Consider the following 16,179-nt stretch of genomic DNA (forward strand, 5'->3'; position numbering starts at 1 on the left):
CGTACGACCTCCACAGGCCCGGCGCGCTGCTCAGCGCCGGGCCTGTGCCCGCACCACCGAAGGGCTCCGCACCACCGAAGGCTCCGCACCTCCGAAGGACGAACGACTCGGCCGTGAGCCGGAGTTGAGCCGGGTTCAGAAACCCCCTCCGAAGTCCCCGCCGCCCCCGAAGTCACCGCCTCCGAAGCCGCCGCCGAAGTCACCGGAGTCGAAGTCGGCGCCGGACACGTCCCCGCCCTCGTAGCCTCCGCCGCCGAAGTTCCCGTACCCGGAGCCGTAGTCGGCCGCGTACGACGGGCTGGCCATCATGGAGCCGAGCATGGTGCCGACGAGGAGGCCGGGCAGGATGCCGCCGCCGAAGTAGCCGCCCGCCCAGGGGCCGTACGCCGGGCCCGCCTCCCAGTAGGGGCGGCGGCCGTAGTCGGTGTCGACCTCGCGGACGGCGGGGTCGTGGCCCTCGGCGAGGCGAACCTGGTCGGCGGCACAGACCGGCACCTCGCGGGAGGCCCCGCCCGACGGCGTCCAGGTGACGTCGGCGACCGACGGGCCGTGGCGCGGGTCGAAGAAGCAGGGGGCCCGGCGCTCGGGGACGGGCCGGTGCTCGCGGCGCGCGGCGAGCACCGCGAGCGAGAAGCGCCCGTCCTCCAGGGACTGGGTGACGGCCCGCACCTCCTCGGGGCGGGTGGCCGCGGCCATGAAGGACTTCGCCTTGTCGTAGGAGTCGAGGGCGCGCTCGTAGTCGGCGCGCATCGCGTCGTCCGCGCCCGCCTCCGCGGGGTGGAAGTCGAGCCGGTCCAGTTCCTCGCCGAAGGCGGTGATGTCCTCGTCGACGACGACCCGCAGCTTGTCGAGCGCGGCCTGCCGCTCGGCCTCCTTCCTGCGGCGGTTGCGGCGCACGAGGGTGTACGCGCCGGCGCCGCCCGCCACGATCACCGCGCCGGCCCCGATCAGGGCGCCCGTGTCCACGCCGCCCCCGCCCTCGCTCCAGCCGCTGGGCGCCGAGCCGCCGACGTTGGCGAGGGCCCGGTCGGTGAAGTTGTCGAGCTGGGTCTTGGTGTCCTCGCCCCGGACGCTGGTGACGAGGTTCTTCACGGCGTCCTGCGACAGGACCGAGGAGTCCGCCTTCGCGTCGAACTGGTCGCCCAGCCGGATCGCGTACAGGCCGGTGATGCCGGTCGCGGTGCGCAGGTTCGGGAAGAGGTCCTGCTTCGGGAAGTCCGCGGGGAGCACGGCGACGAAGACGGGCTTGTCGGCCCTCTCGATCTGCTCGGCGAGGGCGTCGGCGTCGGCCGACGACAGTTGCCCCGACATGGCCGGGTCGACGTACACGGGGCTCTTCTTCAGGGCGTCGGCGACCGTCGAGACGTCCGTCGCCGCGTGGGCGCCCGTGGCCCCGACGGACAGCACCGCCAAGGCCGCGAACGCGATCAGGAGTACGGAGAGTCCTAGCCTGAGGGTCTGTGCGGCCTTCATACCTTCGAAGCTACTCCTGAGTGACCGAAAACGAACCTCAGGTCCGGTGGGCGGCTCACTCGCCGCCCACCGGACCTGACATGTACGGCCCAGCGGGGTCAGGCGGCCCGGTACGCCGCCGTCAGCTTCGCCACCGCCTGTCCGTAGCGGCCGGTCAGCAGCAGGTGATCGGCGTCGGCGAAGGGCTTCGCGCTCGCCGCGGTGATCGTCTGCCCCATCTTCTGCTGGACGAGCAACCGCGCCTTGGTGACGATCGCGCGCCCCGCCGTCTCGGACCCGGCCTTCTCGGCGACGGCGGCCGCGACGGCGAGAGCCTTCAGGGCACTGGTGCCACCGCCCGGCACGGAGGTCAGCGTGGTCAGACCCCATCCGTACGGGAACTGCGGATCGTACGAGGAGTCGCCGACGTTGATCGGCAGCTGGGCCTCCGACTTCGGCCAGGTGAGGGGGAGCTGACCGGTGAAGGCCCGCTTCCCGTACAGCACGTCCGCGACGCCGTCGCCCTCGGTGCCCGGCAGCCAGGACGCGACCAGCGCGTCGATGTCGCCGAGCTGGTCGCCGACGAGCTGCGGCCGCCCGGAGACGACGAGCACCGCGCACTTCATGGCGCCGCACACCTTGTCGACGGCGGCCCGGTCGGCGGCGGAGAACACCAGGTCGTTGCCGTTGCCGACATCGCCGACGCCCTCGGCGTACGGGGTCTCGCCGACGACCACGACCCCCACGTCATGGCCGTCCGTCGGTGCCGACGCGTCCTTGGAGTACGTGACCGCGCTCCCGGCCTTCCGCATGCCCTCCAGGATCGTCGTCCCGTCCGTGATCTTCCCGGACGAGCCCTGCCAGGTGATCGTCCAGCCGCCGGTCTGGTTGCCGATGTCGTCGGCATTGGAGCCGGCGACGTACACCTTCTGCGACTTCTTGAGCGGCAGCACACCGCCCGCGTTCTTCAGCAGGACCTGGGACTCGGCCGCCGCCTCGCGGGCCACGGCCCGGTGCTTCGCCGAGCCGATCGCCGAGGCCCCGCTCGTGTCGGCGAACGGCTTCTCGAAGAGCCCGAGTTTGAACTTCTGCGTGAGGATGCGGGACACCGCGTCGTCGATCCGCTTTTCGGAGATCCGGCCGGCGGTCACCTCGTCCGACAGCGTCCTGTGGAAGTCCTTGTACGCGTACGGAACCATGATCATGTCGAGGCCCGCGTTGATCGACGTACGGACGTCGCTCGCGTAGTCGCCCGGGATCTGGTCGATGGCCTGCCAGTCGCTGATCACGAAGCCGTCGAAGCCCATGCGGTCCTTGAGCACTCCGTTGATCATCGCGGCGTCCGCGTGCATCTTCACCGGGCCCTCGGAGTCGCCGAGGATGTCGAGCGAGGAGTACGACGGCATGACCGTGCCGACGCCCCGGTCCACCGCGTCCTGGTACGGAGCCAGGTGGACGGCTTCGAGCTCCTGCCGGGTGACCTTGGTGATGCCCTGGTCGATGGTGTAAGTGCCGGTCGTGGACGAGCCGTACTCGGTGCCGCCGTCGGCGACGAAGTGCTTGGCGGTGGCGAGGACCTTGTCGTTCCTCTTCAAGTCCTTGCCGCTGGGCGCCCCTTGGAGGCCCTGGATGACGGTCTCCATGGACTCGACGAGCGCCGGGTCCTCGCCGAACGACTCGTAGGTACGCCCCCAGCGCTCGTCGCGCGTCACGCACAGGCAGGGTGCGAAGTCCCACGGGATACCGGTGGCCCGGACCTCGGCGGCGGTCACCTTCCCTGTCTCGTGGGCGAGTTCGGGATCGCGCGAGGCACCGATGCCGATGTTGTGCGGCATGATCGTGGCACCGACGAGGTTGTTGTGGCCGTGCACCGCGTCCACGCCGTAGATCAGCGGGATCTGGAACCGCGTTGCCTGCGCCCGGAGTTGGAAGCCGTCGATCATCTTCGCCCAGGCCTCGGGCGTGTTCGGCGTCGGCGTGGAACCGCCGCCGGAGAGCAGCGAGCCGAGGTCGTACGCGGCGATGTCACCCGGCGTGGTGAGCGCGCCGCGCTCGGCCTGGGTCATCTGGCCGGCCTTCTCCGCGAGGGACATCCGGGAGAGCAGATCGGCGACCCGCTTCTTCACCGGCAACTTCGGGTCCAGGTACGGGAGTCCGTGGGCGTCGATCACGACCTGCGGGTTCTCGGCGGGCGCCTTGGCGCCGCTGACCGTGAGCTTCAGCGGGACGGTCTCGGCGTTCTCGCCCGCCCTGTCGCGCAGGGTAGGCACGGTGACGGTCCGGGAGGTTCCGGAGGCAGTGCCCGCCGGGAAGGTCAACTCGCCCTGGACCGGGGTGTAGTCCTTGCCGGACTCGCCGGTGCCGCCGGCCGTCTCGTATGCGACGGTGACGGGCTCCTCGATCGGCGCGGAGCCGGTGGTGGCGACCGTGATCCTCACGGCGGCCGAGCGGCCTTCCTCCACCGGGTACACGGCGGCGTCGGTGACGACGTTGGCGCGCAGCGCCTGGTCGGCCTTGCCGTACAACTCCACGCCGTCCATGGCGAATCGGTCCGCGCCTCCGACCGGGAGGGTGAGCGCGTAGCCCCACATCTCGGTGAGGCCGAGGACCTGGTCGATGCCGCCGACGGGCTGGTAGTCCGTGCGGTAGGTGAAGGCGGTGAAGGGGATCTCCAGCTGTTTCCAGCCGGTCCAGTCGTCCGTGAAGGAGGTCGTCCACAGTTCGGAGGCCTCGCCGTTGGCGCCGCCGTCCTTGAGCTCGAAGTTGACCTTCTTGCCGTTGTTCCGGCCCTCCCACCAGAAGCGGATGCCCTGGTGGGCCGACCAGTCGTGGGCCGGCTTGTCGAAGGCGAAGTCGTGAGTGAAGCCGCCGTAGCCGCTGATGTCGTACGTACCGGAGAGGACCTTCTCGCCCTGCGGCGCGTCGTCCCGGGCGGCGAGCTCCAGCGTGGGCGGGTCGTCCGTGTCGCTGCCCCAGGTGAAGATGCCCTCGGCGGGCGGGTTCGCGAACGGGATCTCGCCCTCGAAGTTGTCGACGGGCACGGGGGCGGGATCGTCCGCTCCGGAGGCGGGCCCCGCCACGGCGAACGGGAGCAGCCCGGTCAGCAGGGTGGCGGAGACGAGCAGGGCGGTTCTTCGCATGGACCTTCCCTCGGCTCTGGTGCGGCTGTTATGACTTGACCTCTCAGGACTTACCTCACGGCGTGAGTTAACTGATGCCCCGCCAAGCCGTCAAGACTTCACGTCAGAAGCGGTACACACCCAACTCCCGGCCGGATCAGGGCCGTTGCTCCTTCAGAAACTGAACGCGCACCCCCTTGACGCCCGTTCGAAGCCGTCATTAACTCACGCCTCGCACGCCCACATCCCCCACCTCCAGAAGGGCGGCGCACCATGAGCACCCCCAGAAGACCCCTCCGGGTGGCCCGGCTCCTCCTCGCCGGGCTGCTCACCACCGCAGGGCTGACCACCGTCGGTGCCACGCCCGCACAGGCCGCGGGCGAGCAGGTCACGGCCTGGCTCACCACGACGAACGACTCCGGCGGCCGGAATGTCGTGCGGGGTCTGCAGGCGCAGACCCCCTTCGCGTTCCAGGCCGGCAGCGGCGGCAGCGGCGAGAACATCTCCGTGGACGAGAACACGCGCTACCAGTCCTTCTCCGGCGGCGGCGCGTCCTTCACGGACACCGCGGCCTGGCTGATGGACGGCAGCGGCGCCCTGACCCAGGCGACCCGTGACGCGACCATGCGCAAGCTGTTCTCCCCCACCGAGGGCATCGGGCTCTCCCTGCTCCGCAACCCGATGGGCGGCTCCGACCTGGCCCGCTTCGGCTACACGTACGACGACGTGCCGGCCGGGCAGACCGACCCGGACCTCTCCGAGTTCTCGATCGCCCACGACCTCCAGGACGTGCTGCCGCTCACCCGGCAGGCCAGACAGCTCAATCCGTCCCTCACGCTGATGGCGTCGCCGTGGACCGCGCCCGCCTGGATGAAGGACAACGGGCAGCTCAACGGCGGCTGGCTGAAGGCCGAGAACTACGGGGCGTACGCCAACTACTTCGTGAAGTACCTCCAGGCGTGGCGCGACCAGGGCGTCCCCGTCGACTACGTCACCGCCCAGAACGAGCCGACCTGTTGCTCCGGCTACCCCTCCATGAGCTGGAACGGCTCGGGTCTCGCGTACTTCACCAAGAGCGAGCTGCTGCCCAAGCTCCAGGGCGCGGGTCTGTCCACGAAGGTGCTGGCGCACGACTGGAACTGGGACACGTACGACGCGTACGCCGCCCAGACCGTCGACGACGCGGCGGTGCGCTCGCACCCGAACTTCGGCGGGATCGCCTGGCACGGCTACGGCGGCGACGTCGCCAAGCAGACCACCGTGCACAACCAGTATCCGCAGCTGGACGCCTTCGGTACCGAGCACTCGGGCGGCACCTGGATCGCCAACCAGCAGCGCGAGGACATGATGAACATCATCGACTACACCCGTAACTGGGCGAAGTCGGTGACCAAGTGGTCGCTGGCCGTGGACCAGAACCGCGGCCCGCACAACGGCGGCTGCGGCACCTGCGACGGTCTGATCACCGTGCACAACGGGGACTCCCGGCACGGCCAGGTCGACTACACCGTCGAGTACTACACGATGGGTCACCTGACGAAGTTCGTACGCCCCGGGGCCCAGCGCATCGCCTCCACGGCGAGCTCGTCCGTGCCGAACGTGGCCTGGCGGAACCCGGACGGTTCGAAGGCGCTGATCGCCTACAACGACGCGTCGGCGGCGAAGACGGTGACGATCAACTGGGGTTCGCAGCACGCCACCTACTCGCTCCCCGGCAAGACGTCGGCGACCTTCACCTGGTCCGGCACCCAGTCGGGCGGCGGCGATCAGTCGGGCGCGTTCGTGGGGCTCGCGGGCAAGTGCCTGGACGTGGCGGGCGGTTCGTCCGCCAACGGCACGGCGGTGCAGCTCTACGACTGCAACGGTTCTGCCGCCCAGAACTGGACGGTCGCCGCGGACGGTTCCGTCCGGGCGCTGGGGAAGTGCCTCGATGTCACCGGTGCGGCCGTCTCCGACGGGGCGAAGGTCCAGCTCTACGACTGCAACGGCTCGGGTGCGCAGCGATGGTCGTACAACGCCTCGACCGGCGACGTCGTCAACCCGGCCGCGAACAAGTGCCTGGACGTCAGCGACAACTCGTCCGCGAACGGGGCGCGGGCGCAGATCTGGTCCTGCACGGGCGCAACGAACCAGAAATGGCAACTGCGGTAGGGGACCGCAGGTCCTTTTTTCGCCCCCGCCGCCCCTACCCATTCCCGTCACTACTCGGGGGCCAGCCCCCGAACCCCCGCTCCTCAAACGCCGGAGGGGCTGATTTTCAGCCCGTCCGGCGTTTGAGGACGAGCGCGTCAGCGCGATGCGGGGGTTCGGGGGCGGAGCCCCTGAGTAAGGGACGGGAATGGGTAGGGGCGGCGGGGGCGAGAAAACTCCCCGGTGGTCTACTCCGCCGGTTCCACGCCCGCGCGCAGCAACCCGTACGTGTAAGCGTCCTCAAGGGCCTGCCAGGACGCCGCGATCACGTTCTCGGCGACGCCCACCGTCGACCACTCCCCCGCACCGTCGGACGTGGAGATGAGCACCCGAGTCGTGGACTGCGTACCGTGCTTGCCCTCCAGGATGCGGACCTTGTAGTCGACGAGCTCCAGCTTGGCGAGCTGGGGGTAGATCTTCTCCAGGGCCACACGCAGCGCCCGGTCGAGCGCGTTGACCGGCCCGTTGCCCTCGGCCGTGGCGACGATGCGCTCGCCCTTGGCGAAGAGCTTGACCGTGGCCTCGTTGGCGTGGCTGCCGTCGGGCCGGTCCTCGACGATGGCACGCCAGGACTCGACCTCGAAGTACTTGCGGGCCTTGCCCTCGACCTCCTCCCGGAGCATGAGCTCGAAGGAGGCGTCCGCGGCCTCGTAGGTGTAGCCCTTGAGCTCGCGCGCCTTGACCCGCTCGACGACCCGGCCGATCAGCTCACGGTCGCCGCCCAGGTCGACGCCGAGCTCCTTGCCCTTGAGCTCGATGGAGGCGCGGCCGGCCATGTCCGACACCAGCATCCGCATGGTGTTGCCGACCTGCTCGGGGTCGATGTGCTGGTACAGGGCCGGGTCGACCTTGATGGCCGACGCGTGCAGGCCCCCCTTGTGGGCGAAGGCCGAGACACCGACGTACGGCTGGTGCGTGGACGGGGTCAGGTTCACGACCTCGGCGATCGCGTGCGAGATGCGGGTCATCTCGGAGAGCGCGCCCTCGGGGAGGACCTTCTTGCCGTACTTGAGCTCGAGGGCGGCGACGACCGGGAACAGGTTGGAGTTGCCGACGCGCTCGCCGTAGCCGTTTGCCGTGCACTGGACGTGGGTCGCGCCCGCGTCGACGGCGGCGAGGGTGTTGGCGACGGCGCAGCCGGTGTCGTCCTGGGCGTGGATGCCCAGGCGTGCGCCGGTGTCGGCGAGGACGGTGGCGACGACGGCCTGGACCTGGGCGGGCAGCATGCCGCCGTTGGTGTCGCAGAGCACCACCACGTCGGCGCCGGCCTCCGAGGCGGCCCGGACGACGGCTTTCGCGTACTGCGGGTTCGCGCGGTAGCCGTCGAAGAAGTGCTCGCAGTCGACGAAGACGCGGCGGCCCTGCTCACGCAGATACGAGACGGTGTCGCGGACCATCTCCAGGTTCTCTTCGAGGGTCGTGCGCAGCGCCAGCTCGACATGCCGGTCGTGGGACTTGGCGACGAGCGTGACGACGGGCGCGCCGGACGCGACCAGCGCCTTGACCTGCGCGTCCTCGCTCGCCCTGCCGCCCGCCCTGCGCGTGGCGCCGAAGGCGACGAGCTGGGCGTGCTTGAAGTCGATCTCCTGCTGGGCGCGGGCGAAGAACTCGGTGTCGCGCGGGTTGGCCCCCGGCCAGCCGCCCTCGATGAAGCCCACCCCGAAGTCGTCCAGGTGCCGTGCGATGGCCAGCTTGTCCGCGACGGTGAGGTTGATGCCCTCTCGCTGCGCACCGTCGCGCAGCGTCGTGTCGAAGACGTGGAAGGCGTCGTCGACTCGGGAGGGGCCGCGACGGGAGGAGTCGCGATTCTCGTCGGTTGCGTCCGTCATCTCTTGAGGCTCCTGTATCGGATTCGGTCTACCGGAATGACCGGCTCCACCGTCCATGATCTCTCGCGCTCCGGTCCCGGCTGAAGGTGGGCCAGGAAACAGAAAAACCTCTCGCGGGTGCGAGAGGTCTGCGCGCGGGTCAGGACGACGGTGGCCGCCCGTACGTGGTCGTACGGTGCGGTCACTGCGGACCGGCGCGCCTGCTGCCAATAATCATGGCGAACGAGAGCACGGAGGCAGTCTGGCACATACCGCCCCCGTGCTCACCGTCCGTCTCAGGATGCGAGCACTCGGTTGATCACCGCAGGTGGCGTACGAACACGTGCCGGCTGTCCCAGGTGTCGCCCGGCACCAGGTCGGCCGAGTAGGAGTCGAAGGCGACACTGCGGCCGTGCGCGTCGATCACCGGATCGGTCGCGGACTCGTCGTTACCGCCCCCGGCGGTGTCGACGCTGGCGAGCTTGGTGGCACCGGTGCGCAGGTCACGTACGTACACACGCTGTGTGTGGCCGGGATCCCCCGGGTCGACCGAGCCGAAGACGAGGTGGCGGTTGTCGGCGCTGAGCGCGCCGGACACGGTCCACGCGGCCGGGTCGGCGGCGTCGATCCGGCGGATCGATCCGGTCTCCAGATCGCGGAAGAACATGTTCTGGCCGTTGTTGGTGTCGCCCGGGGTGAGCTTGGAGTCGAGCGAGCGGAAGAGGGCGTACCGGCCGTCGGAGCTGACGGCCGGATACTCGGACTGGGCGTCCGGGACGGCTCCGTCCGGCGCCTTGTCCGCCTGCCACAGCTTGCCGCTGGGTACGTCGCGGACGTAGATGTCGCTCCAGTCCCCGCTCGTCGGGAACGGGACGAAGAACTGGTAGCCGACGCGCGTGCCGTCCGCGCTGATCGACAGGTTCGTGACCGATCGCCACCGCCCGGGATCGGGCGCCTGGCTGACCCTGACGGCAGTGCCGGTCCTGCGGTCGACGCGGTAGACCCGGGCGTGCTGGTCGTGCTCGGAGGAACCCTCCGAACGGCTCGCGGCGAAGACGACATAGCGGCCGTCCGCACTGATCGCGGGCTGGCGCCCGGTGTCGTAGCCGGGCGCCTGCTCGTCGTCGAGACGCTCGACGGCGCCGGTGCGGAGGTCCTTCACGTAGACGTGCCGGCGACCGCCGGTGTCTCCGGGCACCAGGTTGGTCGCGGTCGAACTGAACGCCAGATAGCGGCCGTCGGCGCTCAGCGAGAGGTCTTCGACAGCCCCGTCGCCCTGACTTCCGTCGGCGGCGGTGCTGACCCTGCTGGTGACGCCGGTCCTGAGGTCGCGCACGAAGGCGTCGGTCGCGCCGTTGGTGTCGCCGGCCACGAGGTTGGCGGCCTGCGAGGTGAAGGCCACGTAGCGGCCGTTCGCGCTCAGGTCACTGACGCCCGACCCGCGGTCGCCGTCGGCCCCGTCGGGCGCCACGCTGACCTTCTCGGTGCCGGGAACGGGCGGTGCGGCGGACGCGGTGGCCGGTAGGGCCGCGCCGGTCAGTGCGGCGGCCAGGGCGGCGCAGAGCGCGAGTCTCCTTGCATTGGTCATGGTTCCCCCGTGTGTCCCGTTGGTCGCATCTCCCCCGGCCCGATGCCAGGGGCCCACAGGGATACAAGCTCACCACTGACACGGGGTCAATCAGCCGAATTGAGTACAACCTGGACGGGTTCTCAGGTGTCCGAGCGAGCCAGTGCCTCGTCCAGGAACTCCCGTACGTGGCCGAGGATCTGGCCCCGGTCCGTGCCCCTCAGTCCGATGGCCACGTGGATGGAGAAGCCGTCGAGGAGGGCCCTCAGCCGGGACGCGAAACGGTCCGGGTCCACCGGGCGGAACTCCCCGCGCGACACGCCCTCCGCCAGCAGCGCCACGAGGTCGCGGTGCCAGGCGCCCTCGATCGCGGCCTGTCGCTCGCGGGCGTCCTCGTCGGCGTTCTGCGAGCGGTTCCAGACCTCCAGCCAGAGGGTCCAGTGCGGGTCGCGGTGGCCGTCGGGCACGTACAGGTCGACGTACGCGTCGAGGCGCTCGCGCGCCGGAGCCGCCCGCGCGAGCAGCCGGCCGCGCTCCGCGCCGAGCCGCCCCTCGCTCCACTCCAGGGTGCGCAGCAGCAGCTCGTCCTTGGAGTGGAAGTAGTAGAGGAGGTGACCGCTGCTCATCCCGACCTCGCGGCCGAGCGCCGCCATGGTGAGCTTCTCCAGACCGCTTTCGGCGATCATGTCCATCGCCACGGCTAGGACGTCCTCGCGGGGCGGGGCGGTGTTGCGCCGACGGGTAGTCACGCGACGGCCCCGACGGTCTCGACGGTCTCGACGGTCTCGACGGCAGGATCGGTCGGCCGATGGTCGCGGGCGGCACAGGACAGTACGTTCACCCGTACGTTCTACCTGACCGCGGCCGCGGTCAGGCCCTCGGCTGCTGTTGCGTGATGCAGTGGACGCCGCCGCCGCCCGCGAAGATCGCCCGCGCGTCCACCAGCGTCACGGCCCGCTCGGGGAACAGCCGCCGGAAGATCCCGGCCGCGATCTCGTCGCGCGGGTCGTCGAAGCCGCAGAGCACGACTCCGCCGTTGCAGAGGTAGTGGTTGATGTAGGAGTAGTCGACCCAGTGGCCGTCCGCCTCCAGGACCGTCGGGGCGGGGACCTCGACGACCTCGATCCGGCGGCCCCGGGCGTCGGTCTGTGCCCTGAGCAGCCCGATGATCTCCTTCGACACCTCGTGGTCGGGGTGCGCCGGGTCCGGCTGGGAGTGCGCGACGACGACTCCGGGCCGGGCGAAGGCGGCGACGATGTCGACATGGCCGAGCGTCCCGTAGCCGTGCGGGGGATAGTCGCCGGTCAGTCCGCGCGGCAGCCAGACGGCCCTGCTCGTACCGAGCTGGGCATGGATCTCCGCCTCCACCTCCTCCCTCGTCCAGCCCGGGTTGCGCTCGGGGCCGAGCTGCACGGTCTCGGTGAGCAGCACCGTGCCCTCGCCGTCCACATGGATCGCGCCGCCCTCGTTGACGAGCTTCGAGGCGTACGTCCGTGCCCCGGCCAGGTCCGACACATGCGCCGCGATCTTGGCGTCGTGTTCCCAGCGGGCCCATTCCTGGGCGCCCCAGCCGTTGAACGTCCAGTCCACGGCGGCGAGTTCGCCCTTCCCGTCGATGAGGAAGGTGGGGCCGATGTCGCGCATCCAGGCGTCGTCGAGTGCCCGTTCCACGGTGTCGATGTCCGGGCCGAGGAGTTCCCTGGCCGCCGCGGACTGCCCCGGCCCGCACACCACGGTCACCGGTTCGAAGCGCCGGACCGTACGGGCCACCGCCGCCCACGCCGCACGCGACCCGGCGAGGTCCTCCGGGTTGTCGAAGGTGTGGTTGGGGCCCGGCCACGCCATCCAGGTGCGCTCGTGCGGGGCCCACTCGGCGGGCATGCGGAAGCCGTCGGCGGCAGGCTTGTTCATGGGGGTCCTCATCGGGTCCTCGTCGGTCCTCGTCGGGTTTCTCACAGGAAGTACAGGCGGTTGAGGGAGACCGAGTCGGCCGGCTCGGAGCGCAGCGGGTCGCCGTCGAGGGTGACCAGGCCGGTGCGCTGGTCCACATCGACCGTCCCGGTACGGGAGTTGAGGCGCAGGTCGGCGGGACCGATACCGCGGGTGCCGCGAACCGCCACGCGACGGCGGCGTGTTGGCATGCCGTCGTTGCCCTGGTCGAGCGCGGCCCGTGCCACGAAGGCGACGGAGAGGTCCGCGGGTGTGGTGCCGTGCGCCCCGAACTGCGGTCCGAGGACCAGGGGTTCGCAGGTGTCGGTCGCCGCGTTCGGGTCGCCCACGACTCCGTACGCCGGGAAGCCGGACTTGAGCACGAGCTGCGGTTTCGCGCCGAAGAACTCGGGGCGCCACAGCACGATGTCGGCGAGCTTGCCGGTCTCGATGGAGCCGACCTCGTGGGCGAGGCCGTGCGCGATGGCGGGGTTGATGGTGAGCTTGGCGATATAGCGCAGGACACGCGCGTTGTCGTCGCCCGAGTCGTCGGAACCGCCGGAACCCCCGAAGCCGGCCGGGCCGCCCGAGTTCCCCAAGAGGTCCCCGTCCAGGGGCCCCAGCTCCGCCTTCATCTTCCCGGCCATCGCGAACGTCCGGCGCACGGTCTCCCCCGCACGCCCCATCCCCTGCGCGTCCGACGAGGTGATGCCGATCGCGCCCAGGTCGTGCAGCACGTCCTCGGCACCCATCGTCCCGGCCCGTATCCGGTCGCGGGCCATCGCCGCGTCGCCGGGCAGGTCGGTCTTGAGGTCGTGGACGGAGACGATCATCCCGTGGTGCTCGGCGACCGCGTCCCGGCCGAACGGCAGGGTGGGGTTGGTGGAGGAGCCGATGACGTTCGGAACTCCCGCCATTTTCAGCACGTTCGGTACGTGCCCGCCGCCGCAGCCCTCGATGTGAAAGGCGTGGATGGTGCGGCCTTCGAGGACGCGCAGGGTGTCCTCGACGGACAGGCACTCGTTCAGCCCGTCGCTGTGCAGGGCGACCTGGACGTCGTACTCCTCGGCCACCCGAAGGGCCGTGTCGAGCGCGCGGGTGTGGGCGCCCATGTCCTCGTGGACCTTGAAGCCGGACGCTCCGCCCTCGGCCAGGGCCTCGACGAGCGGCGCCTCGTGGGAGGACGAACCCCGGCCCAGGAAGCCGATGTTGACCGGCCACGCGTCGAACGCGTTGAACGCGTGCCGCAGTGCCCAGGGCGAGTTGACTCCGACGCCCCACACCGGCCCGAACTCCTGGCCGATGATCGTCGTCACGCCGGACGCGAGCGAGGCCTCCATGACCCGCGGCGACAGCAGGTGGACGTGCGTGTCGACGGCTCCGGCGGTGGCGATCAGCCCTTCCCCGGAGACGATGGACGTGCCCGTGCCGACCACGACGTCGACGCCGTCGAGGGTGTCGGGGTTCCCGGCCCTGCCGATGGAGCAGATCCGCCCCTCGCGAATGCCGATGGAGACCTTCCGGATCCCCTGCGCCGCGTCGATCACCACCACGTTGCTGATGACGACGTCACAGGTCTCGCGGACAGCGGCGGCCTTGAGGTGCAGCCCGTCGCGTGCGGTCTTGCCGAACCCGGCGAGGAACTCGTCGCCGTACCGCTGGTCGTCGGACTCGACGCGGATCGTGAGCCCCGAGTCGCCGAGGCGGACGCGGTCGCCGGCCCGGGGACCGTGGGTGGCGGCGTACTCGTACGGATTCATCGTGTCGCTCCCCGATCCTGAGACCCGCCCTCGGGAGCCGCGGCTCCCAGATATCCGCAGGCCGCCGCCCTGTGCAGGGCCTCTTCCTTGGCGCCCGGCGCGTCCAGCGGGCCGTCCACGAGCCCGGCGAACCCGATCGCGATCCGCTCGCCCCCGACCGGTACGAGCCCGACCTCGACACGCTCGCCCGGCCCGAACCGCACCGACGACCCCGCCGGCACGGCGAGCCGCATCCCGTAGGCGTCCGCGCGGGGGAAGTCGAGCCGCGGGTTGGCCTCGAAGAAGTGGAAGTGGGAGGTGACGGAGACGGGCACGGTGGCGGTGTTGGTGACCGCGAGCCGCACGACCGCCTCGGGTTCGGCGTGCACGGGCCCGGGCAGCAGCGCCCCGGGGGCCCGCTCCCCCAGCCCGCCGCCGATGGGGTCGGCCACGACCGCGAGCCGCGAGCCGTCGTCGAAGACGGCCTCGACATGCACCTCGGTCACGATGTCGGCGACGCCCGGCAGCACGTCGTCGGGGCCGAGCACCGCCCGGGCCGCATCGATGGCCTCGGCGAGCCGCCGTCCGTCGCGCGCGGCCTCGCAGACGGTGTCCGCGATGAGCGCGGTCGCCTCCGGCACGTTGAGCCTGAGGCCGCGCGCGCGGCGGGCACGCGCCAGCTCGGCGGCCCCGAACAGGAGCAGCCGGTCACGTTCCGTGGGGGTCAGTCTCACGCCGCGACACCTCCTTGCGTCACACGATTTAGAGCATCACTCTAACCATGAGCTTCATGGAACGGAACCATTGACGGACGATTGCGAACCCGGCACATTGAACGTCGCTCTAAAGTGCGGGGCGCAAGGGGCCGATCGAAGGGGACCTGCCATGCCGGTGGAACAACACGGAGTCGACACCATCCCGGAGGAGGAGCGGACGAGCGGTCCCCGGGACCTGGTCTCGATCCTGCTCGGCTCGAACCTCTGCCTCGGCGTGATCATCTTCGGCTGGCTGCCGCCGTCGTTCGGGCTCGACTGGTGGTCGTCCGTCACGTCGGTCGTCGTGGGCACGCTGGTCGGCACGGCCCTCACGGCTCCGCTCGCGCTGGTCTCCCTGCGCACGGCGACGAACCTCTCGACGTCGTCCGGCGCCCAGTTCGGCGTCCGCGGCCGACTCGTCGGCTCGGTCGTCGGGCTGCTGCTCGCCCTCGGCTACACGGCCCTGACCGTGTGGATCGGCGGCGACGTGATGGTGGGCGTACTGCACCGCCTGTTCGGACTGCCCGCCTCGGACCTCTCGTACGCGCTGGTCTACGCCCTGCTCTCGGCGGCCACCGTGGCGGGCGCGGTGTACGGCTATCGCGTGCTGCTTCGCATGTCCCGGATCCTGGCGGTGGGCATGACGGCCCTGTTGGTCCTCGGGGTGTTCGCGTACGCGCCGCACTTCACGACCTCCGCGCTGCCGGAGGCGGGCGGGTATCTGCTCGGCGGCTTCTGGCCGACGTGGCTGCTGGCGGCGGTGGCCGCGGGTCTCTCGGGCCCGGTCGCCTTCATCACGCTGCTCGGCGACTACACGCGCTACATCTCGCCCGCCCGGCACTCCTCGCGTACGGTCCTGCGCGCGACCTGGCTGGGCCTGACCGCCGGACTGCTGGTCCCCCAGCTCTTCGGCACCTTCACGGCGTACGCGGCAGGCGCGGCCCTCGACTACGCGGGCCCGCTGGTCTCCGCCGCCCCCGGCTGGTACCTGGTCCCGCTCCTGCTCGCCGCCTCAGCCGGGTCGGTCGGCAACGCGGGTCTGATGCTGTACTCGATGGGCCTCGACCTCGACGCGATCCTCCCGCGCGCCTCCCGCACCCGGGCCACGTACACGGTCGCCGTCGTCGCCACGGCCTGCGTCTTCGTCGGCCACTACGCGTCGAGCGCCCAGGACGCGATGACGTCCTTCGTACTGCTGCTGACCGCGATCGGCACGCCATGGGCGGTCATCACACTCATCGGCTTCGTGCGCTGCCGCGGTATGTACGACCCTGACGCCCTCCAGGTCTTCAACCGCCGTTCCCGGGGCGGGATCTACTGGTACTCGGCCGGCTGGAACATCCCGGCCACGCTGTCGTGGACCCTGGGCGCCGTCACCGGCCTGCTCGCGGTGTCCCTCCCGTCGTACGAGGGCCCGCTGCTGACGCTGACCGGCGGGGTGGACTGCAGTTTCCTGCTGTCGGGGCTGGTCGGAGGCACCGCGTACCTGGCTCTGACGGCCCGCTCGCCTCAGCCGCCTGTGCCCTCGGAGGTCTCGGGGACGGAGACCCGGCGGGCCTCGGTCTCCTCGTAGCGCGAAAGGCCCGCCCCCGATGCAGGGAGCGGGCCTCACGCAACGCA

At 70.7% G+C, this 16,179-nt stretch carries 10 protein-coding genes; 2 read left to right on the forward strand and 8 right to left on the reverse strand.

Annotated features, from left to right (window positions below; all coding sequences use genetic code 11):
* Positions 1-135 precede the first annotated feature (135 nt).
* Positions 136-1,473, reverse strand: a complete 1,338-nt coding sequence (locus tag JEQ17_RS14820) for a hypothetical protein (RefSeq protein WP_200395694.1) — start codon at positions 1,471-1,473, stop codon at positions 136-138.
* A gap of 98 nt (positions 1,474-1,571) precedes the next feature.
* A complete protein-coding gene (locus tag JEQ17_RS14825) occupies positions 1,572-4,592 on the reverse strand; it encodes a glycoside hydrolase family 3 protein (RefSeq protein ID WP_200395695.1) in 3,021 nt (1,006 codons plus the stop codon).
* Between the two features lie 252 nt (positions 4,593-4,844).
* Between JEQ17_RS14825 and JEQ17_RS14830 the strand changes: the two genes are divergently transcribed.
* The gene (locus JEQ17_RS14830; RefSeq protein WP_200395696.1) at positions 4,845-6,722 is read left to right on the forward strand and encodes a ricin-type beta-trefoil lectin domain protein; all 1,878 of its coding nucleotides are present in this window, start codon (positions 4,845-4,847) and stop codon (positions 6,720-6,722) included.
* Between the two features lie 227 nt (positions 6,723-6,949).
* On the opposite strand, the gene cimA is transcribed toward JEQ17_RS14830, so the two are convergent.
* From cimA to ureA, 6 genes are all read right to left on the reverse strand, one after another.
* Positions 6,950-8,590 (reverse strand): citramalate synthase, encoded by a 1,641-nt coding sequence (gene cimA / locus JEQ17_RS14835; RefSeq protein WP_200395697.1) that lies wholly within the window; start codon positions 8,588-8,590, stop codon positions 6,950-6,952.
* Positions 8,591-8,888: 298 nt separating this feature from the next.
* A complete protein-coding gene (locus JEQ17_RS14840; RefSeq protein WP_200395698.1) occupies positions 8,889-10,157 on the reverse strand; it encodes a TolB family protein in 1,269 nt (422 codons plus the stop codon).
* Between the two features lie 122 nt (positions 10,158-10,279).
* The gene (locus JEQ17_RS14845) at positions 10,280-10,885 is read right to left on the reverse strand and encodes a TetR/AcrR family transcriptional regulator (protein WP_200395699.1); all 606 of its coding nucleotides are present in this window, start codon (positions 10,883-10,885) and stop codon (positions 10,280-10,282) included.
* A 121-nt stretch (positions 10,886-11,006) separates the two neighbouring features.
* Positions 11,007-12,047 carry an agmatine deiminase family protein gene (locus JEQ17_RS14850; RefSeq protein ID WP_200395700.1) on the reverse strand — a complete coding sequence of 347 codons (1,041 nt, stop codon included), beginning with the start codon at positions 12,045-12,047 and terminating at the stop codon, positions 11,007-11,009.
* Positions 12,048-12,088: 41 nt separating this feature from the next.
* A complete protein-coding gene (locus JEQ17_RS14855) occupies positions 12,089-13,825 on the reverse strand; it encodes an urease subunit alpha (protein WP_200395701.1) in 1,737 nt (578 codons plus the stop codon).
* Positions 13,822-14,538, reverse strand: a complete 717-nt coding sequence (gene ureA, locus JEQ17_RS14860) for an urease subunit gamma (RefSeq protein WP_200395702.1) — start codon at positions 14,536-14,538, stop codon at positions 13,822-13,824. The genes JEQ17_RS14855 and ureA overlap by 4 nt, the downstream gene beginning before the upstream one ends.
* A 151-nt stretch (positions 14,539-14,689) precedes the next feature.
* On the opposite strand from ureA, the gene JEQ17_RS14865 reads away from it, so the two are divergent.
* On the forward strand, positions 14,690-16,132 hold the full coding sequence (locus JEQ17_RS14865; protein WP_200395703.1) for a cytosine permease: 1,443 nt from the start codon (positions 14,690-14,692) through the stop codon (positions 16,130-16,132).
* Positions 16,133-16,179: the final 47 nt, after the last annotated feature.

Origin of the sequence: Streptomyces liliifuscus (genome assembly GCF_016598615.1) — a bacterium.
Taxonomy (GTDB): Bacteria; Actinomycetota; Actinomycetes; order Streptomycetales; family Streptomycetaceae; genus Streptomyces; species Streptomyces liliifuscus.

What these genes read in the sequence shown, in the direction of transcription:
- JEQ17_RS14820 (WP_200395694.1), bottom strand. Translation starts at nt 1,473, where the DNA reads ATGAAGGCCGCACAGACCCTCAGGCTAGGACTCTCCGTACTCCTGATC.
- JEQ17_RS14825 (WP_200395695.1), bottom strand. Translation starts at nt 4,592, where the DNA reads ATGCGAAGAACCGCCCTGCTCGTCTCCGCCACCCTGCTGACCGGGCTG.
- JEQ17_RS14830 (WP_200395696.1), top strand. Translation starts at nt 4,845, where the DNA reads ATGAGCACCCCCAGAAGACCCCTCCGGGTGGCCCGGCTCCTCCTCGCC.
- cimA (WP_200395697.1), bottom strand. Translation starts at nt 8,590, where the DNA reads ATGACGGACGCAACCGACGAGAATCGCGACTCCTCCCGTCGCGGCCCC.
- JEQ17_RS14840 (WP_200395698.1), bottom strand. Translation starts at nt 10,157, where the DNA reads ATGACCAATGCAAGGAGACTCGCGCTCTGCGCCGCCCTGGCCGCCGCA.
- JEQ17_RS14850 (WP_200395700.1), bottom strand. Translation starts at nt 12,047, where the DNA reads ATGAACAAGCCTGCCGCCGACGGCTTCCGCATGCCCGCCGAGTGGGCC.
- JEQ17_RS14855 (WP_200395701.1), bottom strand. Translation starts at nt 13,825, where the DNA reads ATGAATCCGTACGAGTACGCCGCCACCCACGGTCCCCGGGCCGGCGAC.
- JEQ17_RS14865 (WP_200395703.1), top strand. Translation starts at nt 14,690, where the DNA reads ATGCCGGTGGAACAACACGGAGTCGACACCATCCCGGAGGAGGAGCGG.